A 13,141-nucleotide genomic window follows, 5' to 3' on the forward strand; every position below is an offset into this window, starting at 1 on the left:
GTCAGTCGACCGCGAGGAAGACGTTCTTGGTCTCGGTGAAGGCGAGGGGCGCGTCGGGGCCGAGCTCGCGGCCGAGGCCCGACTGCTTGAAGCCGCCGAACGGCGTCGCGTAGCGCACCGAGGAGTGCGAGTTCACGCTGAGGTTGCCGGCCTCCACGGCTCGGGCCACGCGGATGCCGCGGCCGAGGTCGCGGGTCCAGATCGAGCCCGACAACCCGTACCGGCTCGCGTTGGCGAAGCCGATCGCATCGGCCTCGTCGTCGAACGGGAACACCGAGACGACGGGGCCGAAGATCTCCTCGCGCGCCGTGCGGGCGTCGCGCGCGGGCGTCAGGACGGTCGGGGCGAACCAGTGGCCCTCGCCCTCGGGTGCGGTGCCGCGGAACGCGACGTCGGTGTCGTCGGGCACGAACGAGCGCACGCGCTCGAGGTGCTCGCGCGCCACGAGCGGACCCATCTCGGTGGCCGGGTCGGTCGGGTCTCCCACCTTCACGCCCGCGACGGCCGGTTCGAGCAGCTCCATGAACCGCTCGTAGACGCTGCGCTCGACGAGGATCCGGCTGCGCGCGCAGCAGTCCTGCCCGGCGTTCTCGAACACCCCGTACGGGGCGGTGGCCGCGGCGCGTTCGAGGTCGGAGTCGGCGAAGACGATGTTCGCGCTCTTGCCGCCGAGCTCGAGCGTCACGCGTTTCACCTGGTCGGCGCATCCGGCCATGATGTGCTTGCCGACCTCGGTCGATCCCGTGAACACGACCTTGCGCACGGTCTCGTTCGTGACGAACCGCTCGCCCACGACGGATCCGCTGCCGACCACCACCTGGAAGAGCCCCTCGGGCAGCCCGGCCTCGAGGCCGAGCTCGGCCAGCCGCAGGCTCGTGAGCGGCGTCCACTCGGCGGGCTTCAGGACGACCGCGTTGCCCGCCGCGAGTGCGGGCGCGAAGCCCCACGACGCGATCGTCATCGGGAAGTTCCACGGCGTGATCACGCCCACGACGCCGAGCGGCTCCTGGAAGGTGACGTCGAGTCCGCCCGCGACCGGGATCTGCCGGCCGAAGAGGCGCTCGGGCGACGCCGAGTAGTACTCGAGCACGTCGCGAACATGGGCGGCCTCCCACCTCGCCTGCGTGATCGGATGCCCCGAGTTGCGCACCTCGATGGCGGCGAGCTCCTCGACCGCGCCGTCGACGGCCTCGGCGAAGCGTCGCAGCATCCGGCCGCGATCGGCGGGTGCGAGCCCGGCCCAGTGACGCTGCGCCGCGGCCGCGCCGGCGATCGCGGCATCCGTCTCCTCGATCGTGGCCGATGCGACCGCGGCGACGACCTGCCCATCGGCCGGATTGATGATGGTGCGGGTCATTCGAGGCTCCTCGCGGTGGCGGCGGTCGATCGGGCGGCGCGATGCGCGCGGGCGGCGTCGACGAGACCCGCGAAGAGTCGCCGGTCGGCCGCATCCTGCTCGGGGTGCCACTGCACGGCGAGTCCGAACGGCACGGCCTCGACCTCGACGGCCTCGATGACGCCGTCGTCGCTGCGGGCGGTGACGGCCAGGCCCTCGGCGACCCGGTCGAGCGCCTGGTGGTGGTAGAGGTGCACGGGCAGGCGCCGCTGCCCGACGAGCGAGCCGAGGAGCGTGTCGGCCTCGACGTGCACGTCGCCCTCGCCGAACACCGCGGGCGCCGGCTGGTACCGCTCGGATCCGACGACGTCGGGCAGGTGCTGCACGAGCGTGCCGCCGAGTGCCACGTTGAGCACCTGGGCGCCGCGGCAGATGCCGAGGAACGGGGTCTCCGACGCGATCGCCTCGGTCAGCAGCACGTGCTCCCACTCGTCGCGGTCGGGACGCGGCGCGCCCGTGCGCGGATGCGGGGCCTGGCCGTAGCGCGCCGGGTCGACGTCGGCGCCGCCGGCGACGATGAGCCCGTCGAGGGCGTCGAGCAGCGTGCGCGCGACCTCGGGGGAGGCCGGCTGCGGGGGGAGCAGCACGGCGATGCCGCCGGCATCCGTCACCGCATCGAGGTAGGCCTTCGGCAGGAACGACGCCGGCACGTCCCAGACGCCGGTGCTCGCCTGCTCGAGGTACGTCGTCACGCCGATCAGCGGTGCGGATGCCGCGGCCCCCACCGCGGCATCCGCACCGGTCCCCGTCCCCCGAGGTCCGTCGAGCAGTTCGGTGGCCGGCTCAGAGTCGTTCGAAGCCACGTACCCGTTCCCAGTCCGTCACGGCCGCGTCGTAGGCGGCGAGCTCGACGCGCGCATTGTTCAGGTAGTGCTCGACGACCTCGTCGCCGAACGCCTCGCGCGCGATGGCCGAGCCGGCGAACAGGTCGGCCGATTCGCGCAGGGTCGCCGGCACGCGGGCGACCTCGCTCTCGTAGGCGTTGCCGCGGAACACGTCGCCCGGCTCGATGCCGTGGTCGATGCCGTGCAGGCCCGCGGCGATGAGCGCCGCGACGGCGAGGTACTGGTTGACGTCGCCGCCCGGCACGCGGTTCTCGACGCGCATGCCGAGGCCGTGACCGACCACGCGCAGCGCGCACGTGCGGTTGTCGAGGCCCCAGGCGATGGCCGTCGGCGCGAACGAGCCCGCGACGTAACGCTTGTACGAGTTGATGTTCGGCGCCGAGAACAGGGTGAGCTCGCGCATCGCGGCCAGCTGGCCGCCGAGGAAGTGGCGGAAGAGCGTGGACATGCCGTGAGGCGCGTCGTCGTCGGCGAAGACGGCCTCACCGCCCGTGCCGCGCAGGCTGATGTGGATGTGGCAGCTGTTGCCCTCCCGCTCGTTGAACTTCGCCATGAAGGTGAGCGACTTGCCGTGGCGGTCGGCGATCTCCTTCGCGCCGTTCTTGTAGATCGAGTGGTTGTCGCAGGTGCCGAGCGCGTCGGTGTAGCGGAACGCGATCTCCTGCTGGCCGAGGTTGCACTCGCCCTTCACGCCCTCGCAGTACATGCCCGCGCCGTCCATCGAGTTGCGGATGTCGCGGAGGAGCGGCTCCATGCGCGTGGACGCGAGCAGCGCGTAGTCGATGTTGTAGTCGCTCGCCGGCGTGAGCTCGCGGTAGCCCTTGCGCCAGGCGTCGCGGAACGAGTCGTCGAACACGATGAACTCGAGCTCCGTGCCCACGTACGCGGTGAGGCCCCGCTCGGCGAGGCGATCGAGCTGGCGCTGGAGGATGCGCCGGGGAGCCGCCTCGACCGGGGTGCCGTCGAGCCATTGCAGGTCGGCGGTGACGAGGGCGGTCGCCTCGAGCCACGGCGCCGCGCGCAACGTCGTGAAGTCGGGGATGAGCGCCATGTCGCCGTAGCCGCGCTCCCAGCTCGACATCGCATAGCCGTCGACGGTGTTCATCTCGACGTCGACGGCGAGCAGGTAGTTGCACGCCTCGGCGCCGTGCTCCGCGACATCGTCGAGGAAGAGCCGCGCCGACACGCGCTTGCCGACGAGTCGGCCCTGCATGTCGGTGAAGGCGACGATGACCGTGTCGACGTCGCCCTCGGACACCGCGGTTCGCAGTGCCTCGAGGTCCAGGAACCCCTTCGGTGCCGGCATCCGTGCTCCTCTGCGAACGAAATGGTCGGGTGTTCCGACCATTAGAGCACAGTCGCGCACGGCTCGGTAGGTGTTGCGGGGGAGTCGATCGCGCTGTCGGGCGGCCCTGCTGCAAGAAAGGTCTGGACAGGCTACCATTCCGACCCCTACAGTCAGCCCCAAGCATCGCACCCCCCTGCGCCGGCCGACGGCCTGCGCGACGAGCACAAGGGAGCCGTCATGGCGAAAGACACCCTCAAGGTCTCGGGCGTGAAGTACACGACCGCCGAGCAGGGCTACTTCGAGAAGCGCAGACTCACGCGCACCGCCGGCGTCTGGGGGCTCTGGGGACTCGCGGTCGCCGCGGTCATCTCGGGCGACTTCTCGGGCTGGAACTTCGGCATCGACTTCGCCGGGTTCGGCGGCATGCTCATCGCGTTCGCGATCCTCGTGGTCATGTACTACGGCCTCATCTTCTCGATCGGCGAGATGGCCTCGGCGATGCCGCACACGGGCGGGGCGTACTCGTTCTCGCGCGCGGCCATGGGCCCGTGGGGCGGATTCGTGACGGGCCTCGCCGAGACGATCGAGTACGTCGCGACGACCGCGGTGATCGTCTACTTCTCTGCGGCGTACGCCGACAGCATCACCTCCGAGCTGCTCGGCTTCTCGATGCCGGCCTGGATCTGGTGGGTCGTCCTCTACCTCGTCTTCATCGCCCTGAACTCGGCGGGCGCGAGCATCTCCTTCAAGTTCGCGATCGTGGTCTCGATCATCTCCATCGCGATCCTGCTCGTGTTCAGCGCCATGGCGATCTTCTCGGGGCAGTTCTCGTGGGACGCCCTCTACGACATCGCGCCGGATGCCGGTGCCACGGCGTTCCTCCCGCACGGGGTCTTCCCGATCCTGTTCGCACTGCCGTTCGCGATGTGGTTCTTCCTCGGCATCGAGGAGCTCCCGCTCGCGGCGGAGGAGTCGCACAACCCCGTCCGCGACATCCCGCGGGCCGGGCTCTGGGCGCGCGGAACCCTCATCGTCACGGGCCTGCTCGTGCTCGTGCTGAACACGGGTGTCGTCGGCGCCGAGGCGACCGGCGTCGCGGGCGAGCCGCTGCTCGACGGATTCCGGGCGATCGTCGGTGACGGCGCCGCGGCGGTGCTCGCGCTCTTCGCGCTCATCGGCCTGCTCGCCTCCCTGCAGGGCATCATGTTCGCCTACGGGCGCAACATGTACTCCCTCTCCCGCGCCGGGTACTATCCGCGCTTCCTCTCGCTGACCGGCAAGCGGCAGACGCCGTACGTCGCGCTCTTCGCCGGCGGGCTCATCGGCTTCGTCGCCCTCGTGGTCGTCGACGCCGCCGGCGGTGCGGGCGGCGTCGCCGGGGCGATCGTGCTGAACATCGCCGTGTGGGGCGCAGTGCTGGCCTACCTGCTGCAGATGGTGTCGTTCGTGATCCTGCGACGCAAGTACCCGGATGCGAAGCGGCCCTACCGCAGCCCGTGGGGCGTCGGAGGCGCCGTGACCGCGGCGATCATCGCGGCGCTCATCTTCGTCGGCTTCCTCCTCAACCCGACGTTCCTGCCGGCGATCATCGCGATCATCGTCGTGTACGCCGTCATGCTCGCGATCTTCGCGTTCTGGGGCCGTCACCGGCTCGTGCTCTCGCCCGAGGAGGAGTACGCGGTCTCCGGCGGACTCCACGGCGACCCGCAGGCCGAAGGGTACGGCGGCACGGTCGAGGAGCAGCTCCTGGCCGCCGACGGCGTCGACGGCCAGGGCGCCGTGCCCGACCCGGCGGGCGGTCCCGCGAAGGACTGAGCTCTCAGGAAGCGGTCTCGGTGCGGCGGTAGGCTCGAAGGTGCCTATCGACCCGGAGGTGCACGTGACGACGACGTCCGAAAACCCTGCCCATACCCGCACCGAGACCGACTCGCTCGGCTCGGTCGAGATCCCGGCCGAAGCCTATTGGGGCGTGCACACGATGCGCGCACTCGAGAACTTCCCGATCTCCAAGCGGCCCATCTCGGTCTACCCCGAGCTGATCGTCGCGCTCGCCTCGGTCAAGCAGGCCGCGGCGCGAGCCAACCACGACGTGGGCGTGCTCGACCGGCAGAAGGCCGCCTGGATCGACGACGCCTGCCAGCGGATCATCGACGGCGCCTATCACGAGCAGTTCGTCGTCGGCGTGATCCAGGGCGGCGCCGGCACCTCGACGAACATGAACGCCAACGAGGTCATCACCAACGTCGCACTCGAGCTGGCCGGGTACGGCCGGGGTCGCTACGACGTGCTGCACCCGATCGACGACGTCAATCGGAGCCAGTCGACGAACGACACGTACCCGACGGCGTTGAAGCTGGCGATGACGTTCTCCCTCACCACCATGCTCGACGAGCTCGAACTGCTGCGGCGCTCGTTCGCCGCCAAGGGGCGCGAGTTCCACAGCGTGCTGAAGGTCGGTCGCACCCAGTTGCAGGACGCCGTGCCGATGACGCTCGGCCAGGAGTTCCACGGGTTCGCGACGACGCTGGGCGAGGACCTCGAACGGCTGCGCGAGACCATCAAGCTCCTCGGCGAGGTGAACCTCGGCGCGACGGCCATCGGCACGGGCATCACGGCCGACCCCGGCTATGCCGCACGCGCGGTCGCGCACCTCAGCGCGATCACCGGCCAGCAGCTCGTCACCGCGCCCGACCTCATCGAGGCGACGAGCGACACGGGCGTGTTCATGACCTTCTCGAGCGCCCTGAAGCGGAGCGCGATCAAGCTGTCCAAGATCTGCAACGACCTCCGGCTGCTCTCCTCCGGGCCCCAGGCCGGCTTCGGCGAGATCAACCTGCCTCCGCGGCAGGCCGGCTCGAGCATCATGCCGGGCAAGGTGAACCCGGTCATCCCCGAGGCCGTGAGCCAGGTCGCCTACGCGATCGCGGGCGCCGACGTCACGGTGACCATGGCCGCCGAGAGCGGGCAGCTGCAGCTGAACGCCTTCGAACCGGTCATCGCGCACTCCCTGCTGCAGTCGATCACGTGGATGCGCCAGGCCTGCTGGACCCTGCGCGTGAACTGCGTCGACGGCATCACGGCGAACACCGACCACCTCGCGGCGATGGTCGGATCGAGCGTCGGCATGATCACCGCGCTCATCCCGTTCATCGGCTACTCCGAGGCATCCGCCGTGGCGAAGCTGGCGCTCGCGACCGGGCGACCGGTGGCCGACCTCGTGGTCGAGGCGGGCCTCATGACCCGTCAGGCGGTCGAGGCGCAGCTGGTGCCGTCGAAGCTGTCGGGCATCGGCCCGATCACGCAGGCGATCCCGGTGATCGACCTGCAGGGCGAACCGGCGGAGTGACCGCGTGCGGGGTGGCGCTCCGGCGCCGCCCGCATCGTCAGACGACGCGGCAGTGGGTCGTGAGCGACCCGATGCCCTCGATGCTCACCGTGACGGTGGACCCGTCGCGGAGGAACACGGCCGGCTTGCGGGAGTACCCGGCCCCGCCGGGGCTGCCGGTGGAGATGAGGGTGCCGGGCGGGATCGTCGCCGACCGCGACAGCAGCGAGATGATCTCGGCGACGCTGCGCACCATCTCGGCCGTCGAGGCGTCCTGCATGATGCTGCCGTCGAGGTTCGTCGTGAGCCAGAGGTTCTGCGGGTCGGGGATCTCGTCCGCCGTGACGACCACCGGGCCGGTGGGCGTGAAGCCGTCGAAGGACTTGCAGCGCGACCACTGCGCCTCGCTGAACTGGATGTCGCGGGCGGTGATGTCGTTGACCACGGTGTAGCCCCACACGTAGTCGAGCGCGTCGCGGGCGTGCACGCCCCGCGCGGGCCGGCCGATGATGACGCCGAGCTCGGCCTCGTAGTCGACCTGCGTCGTGAGGTCTTCGGGCCAGGTGGTGGTGGCGCCGTGGGCGGTGAGCGAGTTCGGCCACAGCGAGAAGATCGTCATCGCCGTCTCGGAGCGCAGCTTCAGCTCGGACGCGTGGGCGGCGTAGTTCGCGCCGATCGCGATGACCTGGGCCGGACGGAGCACCGCGGAGGCGTGGCGGAGCTCGGCGACCGGATGCCGCGGCAGCGCGCCCGGCGCCTCGGGGTCGGTCTCGGCTGCGGGCTCGGGGTCGGTCTCGGCGGGTTCGGGGGCGCCGACGGCGGAACGCACCCGGGCCAGGCCCTCGGGGCCCTGCTCGATGAGATCCTGCAGGTCGCGGGGCGCCCGGCGCATGACCTCGTCGAGGAAGATCGCGGACTCGCCCTCCACCACCGCGAGTCGGGGGGTCGTCTGGCCTTCGACTCTGAGGTGCGCAAATCTCACCTGTCCAGACTATCCGCCGGTTACGGCCGACTGCTGTGCACAACGTACAAGATCCGATGGAGGACACGACACGATGTCGACTGGGCGGTCATGCAGGAGACGATCGGGCAGCGGCGGATCGGGGCGCGAACATCCGAAGTATTGCGGGCTGCAGCGGGAGTCCTCACGCCCGAGCGGCATGAACTTGCCTCTTGACGCAGCAGACATCGGATGTTTATGCTCGGTGGTGCCCACGAAAGGACCTCATGAGCACGATCGTCAGCGTTGACACCACGGACATCCGCTTTCCGACCTCCCTCCAGCTGGACGGCTCGGACGCGATGAACCCCGACCCCGACTACTCGGCGGCGTACATCACCGTCGGAACGGACGCCGCCGACGGTCTCGCGGGGCATGCCTTCGTGTTCACCATCGGGCGCGGCAACGACGTGGAGGTCGCCGCACTCGACGCGCTCCGCGACCACCTCCTCGGGCAGGACGTCGAGGTGCTCCTCGACGACATGGGCGCCACCTGGCGCCTGCTCGCCCACGACTCCCAGCTCCGGTGGCTCGGCCCCGAGAAGGGCGTCATGCACATGGCGATCGGCGCGGCCATCGACGCGCTCTGGGACCTCAAGGCCAAGCGCGCCGGCATGCCGCTGTGGCGCCTGCTCTCGCGCATGTCGCCCGAGGAGCTCGTCGACCTGGTCGACTTCCGCTACCTCTCCGACGCGCTCACCCGCGACGAGGCCCTCGACATCCTGCGCGCCGCGGAGCCGCTGCGCGCCGAGCGTGAGGCCGAACTGCTCGCGATCGGGTACCCCGCGTACACCACGACGCCGGGGTGGCTCGGCTACTCCGACGAGAAGCTCGAGCGGCTCTGCCGCGAGGCGGTCGCCGACGGGTTCCCGCAGATCAAGCTGAAGGTCGGCAGCGACCTCGCCGACGACCGCCGTCGCCTCGCCATCGCCCGGGCCGCCGTCGGACCCGACTTCCCGATCGCGATCGACGCGAACCAGCGCTGGGACGTCGCCGACGCCATCGCCTGGGTCAACGCGCTCGCCGAGTTCGACGTGGCCTGGATCGAGGAGCCGACGAGCCCCGACGACATCCTCGGCCACGCGGCGATCGCCCGGGGCGTCGCACCCACCCGGGTCGCGACGGGCGAGCACGTGGCGAACCGCGTCGTCTTCAAGCAGCTGCTGCAAGCCGGCGGCATGGCCGTCATGCAGATCGACGCCACCCGGGTCGGCGGCGTCAACGAGAACATCGCGAACCTCCTGCTCGCGGCCAAGTTCGGCGTGCCGGTCTGCCCGCACGCCGGCGGCGTCGGGCTCTGCGAGGCGGTGCAGCACCTCTCGATGTTCGACTTCGTCGCCGTCTCGGGCAGCATGGACGGTCGCATGATCGAATTCGTCGACCACCTCCACGAGCACTTCGTGACCCCGGCGGTCGTCGAGCGCGGCCGCTACCTCGTGCCCGAGGCGCCCGGCGCCGGCACCGAGATGCACGAGGCCTCCGTGCACGAGTACACCTGGCGCGGCATCCGCCTTCGCGAGGTGCCGGCATGACCGACGTTGCCGAGACGGCCCCACTGCTCGACCTGCGCGGCGTGAGCAAGGGGTTCCCGGGCGTGCAGGCGCTCGACGACGTGAGCCTCGAGCTGCATCACGGCGAGGTGCTCGCCCTCGTCGGCGAGAACGGCGCCGGCAAGTCGACGCTCATGAAGTTGCTCGCCGGCATCTACACGCCCGACGCCGGCACCTTCCGCTTGAACGGCGAGGAGCTCGCGATCGAGGGACCGAAGCACGCGCAGGAGCTCGGCATCTCGATCATCCACCAGGAGTTCAACCTCATGCCCGACCTCACGGTCGCGCAGAACATCTACATCGGGCGCGAGCAGCGCGCCGCCGGGTTCTTCCTCGACGACCGGAGCCTCAACCGCCGCGCACGCAAGCTCTTCGAGGGCCTCGGGCTCGCACTCGACCCGAGCGAGCGCGTCGAGGAGCTCACCGTCGCGAAGCAGCAGATGGTCGAGATCGCGAAGGCCCTCTCGTTCGAGGCGAAGGTGCTCATCATGGACGAGCCGACCGCCGCACTGAACGACGCCGAGGTCGACGTGCTCTTCGAGCTCATCGGCCGGTTCCGCCGACCCGACACCGGGGTCATCTACATCTCGCACCGCATGGAGGAGCTGAACCGCATCTCCGATCGCATCACCGTCCTCCGCGACGGGCGCAACGTCGGCACTCGCGTCACGGCCGAGACCGATCAGCGCGAGGTCATCTCGCTCATGGTCGGTCGGGAGATCTCCGGCGAGCAGCGCCCCGTGCCGCGCATCCTCGACACCGCGCCGGTGCTCGCGGTCGAGGGCCTCAGCACGAGGTCGCTGCTCCGCGACGTGAGCTTCGAGGTGCGCGCCGGCGAGATCCTCGGCTTCGCCGGCCTCATGGGCGCCGGCCGCACCGAGGTCGCGAGGGCGATCGTCGGCGCCGACCCGCGCGAATCCGGCGAGATCCGCATGCACGGCAAGCCGGTCTCCATCGGCAACCCGGCCGAGGCGTCGCGGCACGGCATCGGCTACCTCTCCGAGGACCGCAAGCACCTGGGCGTGCTGCTCGAGCGGAGCGTGCGCGAGAACATCGTGCTCTCCGCGCTGCGCGACTACACGTCGGCGCTGGGCTTCGTCAACGACGCCCGCATCGAGGCGACCGGTCGCGACTACATCGACAAGCTGCGCATCAAGACCCCCTCCAGCGCGCAGCTCGTGCGCAACCTCTCCGGCGGCAACCAGCAGAAGGTCGTCATCGCGAAGTGGCTCGCGAAGGACTGCGACGTGCTGATCTTCGACGAGCCGACCCGTGGCATCGACGTCGGTGCCAAGGAGGAGATCTACGCCCTGCTGAAGAGCCTGGCCGAACAGGGGAAGGCGATCGTCATGATCTCCTCCGAACTGCCCGAGGTGCTCCGCCTCTCCGACCGCATCGCCGTCATGGCCCAAGGGCGGCTCACGGCGATCTTCGACAACGCGGATGCCACGCAGGAGAACCTCATGGACGCCGCAACCCGATTCTCGAGCGAAGGAACGATCGCATGACCAGCCCCACCGTGACGCCGCCGAAGTCGGATCGGTCCCCGTCCACCACGGCGTTCGCCGCGATCGACAAGGGGGCGCCCCGCTTCGCGCGCCTCCGCGGATCACTGCAGCAGCTCCTGGCGTTCGCGAGCCTCATCCTCATCGTCGTGGTCTTCTCACTCGCGAGCCCGCACTTCTTCACCGCCAACAACCTGGTCTCCATCCTCACGGCGGCGACGGTGACCGGCATCCTCGCCCTCGGCACGACGTTCGTGATCATCACGGGCGGCATCGACCTCTCGATCGGCACCGGCATGGTGCTCTGCGGCGTGATGGCGGGCGTCTTCCTCACCTACCTCGGATGGCCGATCTGGGCGGGCGTGCTCGCGACGATCGTCTTCGGCGGGCTCATCGGGATCGTCAACGGCGTGAACGTCTCGGTGCTCGGCATCCCGCCCTTCATCGCGACCCTCGGCATGATGCTCATCTGCGCCGGCCTCTCGCTCGTGATCTCGGGCACCAAGCCGATCTACTTCTCGGAGACCCCCGACTTCCAGTCGATCATGAACCTGTCGATCATCCCCGGTATCCGGTTCCCGATGGGCGTCGCGATCTTCATCGTCATGATCGTGATCGCCGCGGTGCTGCTCTCGAAGACGATCCTCGGCCGCTACACGTTCTCGATCGGCTCGAACGAGGCGGCGACGGCGCTGTCCGGTGTCAACGTGCGCCGCTGGAAGATCGTGATCTACACGCTCGCCGGACTCTTCGTAGGGCTCGCCGGCGTGCTGAGCGCCTCGCGGCTCTCCTCGGCGCAGCCGACGGGCGGCATGGGGCTCGAACTCGAGGCCATCGCCGCGGTCGTCATCGGCGGCACGTCCCTGCAGGGCGGCAAGGGATCGATCGTCGGAACCGTGATCGGCGCGCTCATCATGGCGGTGCTCACGAACGGACTGCGCATCATCTCGGTGCCCCAGGAGTGGCAGTCGGTCGCCGTCGGCATCGTGATCCTCGTCGCCGTGTACCTCGACATGCTGCGGCGCCGTCGATCCTGATCCATCCGCGGCCGGCAGCACGGGGCCGCGGAGGCAAGTAAACGCACCACCGAATCCGAACACCAAGGAGTGACATGTTCAAGAAGCGCACGATCGGCACCGTCGCCGGTCTCGTCGCGGCAGCCCTCGTCCTCGCGGGCTGCGCCGACAGCGGGTCCACGGGCGGCGACGATGCCAGCGGCGACAAGCCGTACGTCGCCCTCGTCTCGAAGGGCTTCCAGCACCAGTTCTGGCAGGCCGTCAAGTCCGGAGCCGAGCAGGCCGCCGAGGAGTTCGACGTCGAGATCACGTTCGAGGGCCCCGACACCGAGGCCGACGTCGACCAGCAGATCCAGATGCTGCAGACCGCCCTCGACAAGAACCCCGCCGCGATCGGCTTCGCGGCGCTCGACAGCCAGGCCGCCGGTCCGCTGCTGCAGCAGGCGAAGGACTCGAACATCCCGGTCATCGCGTTCGACTCCGGCGTCGACAGCGACATCCCGGTCACGACCGCCGCGACCGACAACCTCGCGGCCGCCGCCGAGGCCGCGAAGCACATGGCCGACGCCGTCGACCACAAGGGCAAGGTCGCCCTGGTCGTGCACGACCAGACGTCCGTGACGGGCCAGGAGCGTCGCGACGGGTTCGTGCAGTACATGGAGGACAACGAGCCCGACATCGAGATCGTCGACATCCAGTACGGCGGCGGCGACCAGGCGAAGTCGGCCGACCTCGCCAAGGCGATCATCGCCGCGAACCCCGACCTCGCGGGCATCTACGGCTCGAACGAGGGCTCGGCGATCGGCGTCGTGCAGGCCGTGAAGGAGCTCGGCATCGATCCCGCCACCCTCGCGGTCGTGGGCTTCGATTCCGGCAAGGCGCAGATGGACGCCATCCGCGACGGCCTGATGATCGGGGCGATCACCCAGAACCCCGTCGGCATCGGTTACGAGACGGTGAAGGCCGCCGTCGAGGCGATCGACGGCAAGGACCTGCCGAAGACCATCGACACGGGCTTCTACTGGTACGACTCGACGAACATCGACGACGAGGAGATCCAGGCCGTGCTCTACGAGTAGGGACGGTTCGCACGGAGGGGCGTCGACGCGGTCGGCGCCCCTTCGTCGTGCCCGGCGAGGTGGCCGGCCGCGGGCGGCCTGCCGCGAAGGCGCGCTGCTGACCTCGCCGACCGCGGGACGCGACGGCGTGGCCGCGG

Annotated in this window: 10 protein-coding genes; 6 read left to right on the forward strand and 4 right to left on the reverse strand. The window is 69.9% G+C overall.

What is annotated here, in order from left to right:
- Position 1 precedes the first annotated feature (1 nt).
- From ACR3IO_RS08685 to ACR3IO_RS08695, 3 genes are read right to left on the reverse strand one after another with little or no spacing between them, the layout of a single operon-like run.
- Entirely contained in the window at positions 2 to 1,357 is a 1,356-nt protein-coding gene (locus ACR3IO_RS08685; protein WP_434070793.1) for an aldehyde dehydrogenase family protein, read from the reverse strand.
- Positions 1,354 to 2,121 carry a gamma-glutamyl-gamma-aminobutyrate hydrolase family protein gene (locus ACR3IO_RS08690; RefSeq protein WP_434071169.1) on the reverse strand — a complete coding sequence of 256 codons (768 nt, stop codon included), beginning with the start codon at positions 2,119 to 2,121 and terminating at the stop codon, positions 1,354 to 1,356. Before ACR3IO_RS08690 ends, ACR3IO_RS08685 begins: the two co-directional genes overlap by 4 nt.
- A 58-nt stretch (positions 2,122 to 2,179) precedes the next feature.
- Positions 2,180 to 3,547: a glutamine synthetase family protein gene (locus tag ACR3IO_RS08695; RefSeq protein WP_434070794.1), complete on the reverse strand. Its 1,368-nt coding sequence runs from the start codon at positions 3,545 to 3,547 to the stop codon at positions 2,180 to 2,182.
- Between the two features lie 219 nt (positions 3,548 to 3,766).
- Here ACR3IO_RS08695 and ACR3IO_RS08700 point away from each other — a divergent pair, with 219 nt between their 5' ends.
- Both ACR3IO_RS08700 and ACR3IO_RS08705 read left to right on the forward strand, forming a co-directional pair.
- Positions 3,767 to 5,344: an amino acid permease gene (locus ACR3IO_RS08700; protein WP_434070795.1), complete on the forward strand. Its 1,578-nt coding sequence runs from the start codon at positions 3,767 to 3,769 to the stop codon at positions 5,342 to 5,344.
- Between the two features lie 40 nt (positions 5,345 to 5,384).
- A complete protein-coding gene (locus tag ACR3IO_RS08705; RefSeq protein WP_434070796.1) occupies positions 5,385 to 6,875 on the forward strand; it encodes an aspartate ammonia-lyase in 1,491 nt (496 codons plus the stop codon).
- 37 nt (positions 6,876 to 6,912) lie between these two features.
- Here ACR3IO_RS08705 and ACR3IO_RS08710 read toward each other — a convergent pair whose 3' ends face one another.
- The gene (locus tag ACR3IO_RS08710) at positions 6,913 to 7,836 is read right to left on the reverse strand and encodes a fumarylacetoacetate hydrolase family protein (protein ID WP_434070797.1); all 924 of its coding nucleotides are present in this window, start codon (positions 7,834 to 7,836) and stop codon (positions 6,913 to 6,915) included.
- Between the two features lie 245 nt (positions 7,837 to 8,081).
- Here ACR3IO_RS08710 and ACR3IO_RS08715 point away from each other — a divergent pair, with 245 nt between their 5' ends.
- From ACR3IO_RS08715 to ACR3IO_RS08730, 4 genes are all read left to right on the forward strand, one after another.
- Positions 8,082 to 9,386 carry an enolase C-terminal domain-like protein gene (locus ACR3IO_RS08715; RefSeq protein ID WP_434070798.1) on the forward strand — a complete coding sequence of 435 codons (1,305 nt, stop codon included), beginning with the start codon at positions 8,082 to 8,084 and terminating at the stop codon, positions 9,384 to 9,386.
- Positions 9,383 to 10,912 (forward strand): sugar ABC transporter ATP-binding protein, encoded by a 1,530-nt coding sequence (locus tag ACR3IO_RS08720; protein WP_434070799.1) that lies wholly within the window; start codon positions 9,383 to 9,385, stop codon positions 10,910 to 10,912. Before ACR3IO_RS08715 ends, ACR3IO_RS08720 begins: the two co-directional genes overlap by 4 nt.
- Positions 10,909 to 11,946, forward strand: a complete 1,038-nt coding sequence (locus tag ACR3IO_RS08725; RefSeq protein ID WP_434070800.1) for an ABC transporter permease — start codon at positions 10,909 to 10,911, stop codon at positions 11,944 to 11,946. The genes ACR3IO_RS08720 and ACR3IO_RS08725 overlap by 4 nt, the downstream gene beginning before the upstream one ends.
- Positions 11,947 to 12,020: 74 nt before the next feature.
- Entirely contained in the window at positions 12,021 to 13,004 is a 984-nt protein-coding gene (locus ACR3IO_RS08730) for an ABC transporter substrate-binding protein (RefSeq protein ID WP_434070801.1), read from the forward strand.
- Positions 13,005 to 13,141: the final 137 nt, after the last annotated feature.

It is taken from the genome of Agromyces sp. Marseille-Q5079, assembly GCF_051016555.1.
Lineage (GTDB): Bacteria > Actinomycetota > Actinomycetes > Actinomycetales > Microbacteriaceae > Agromyces.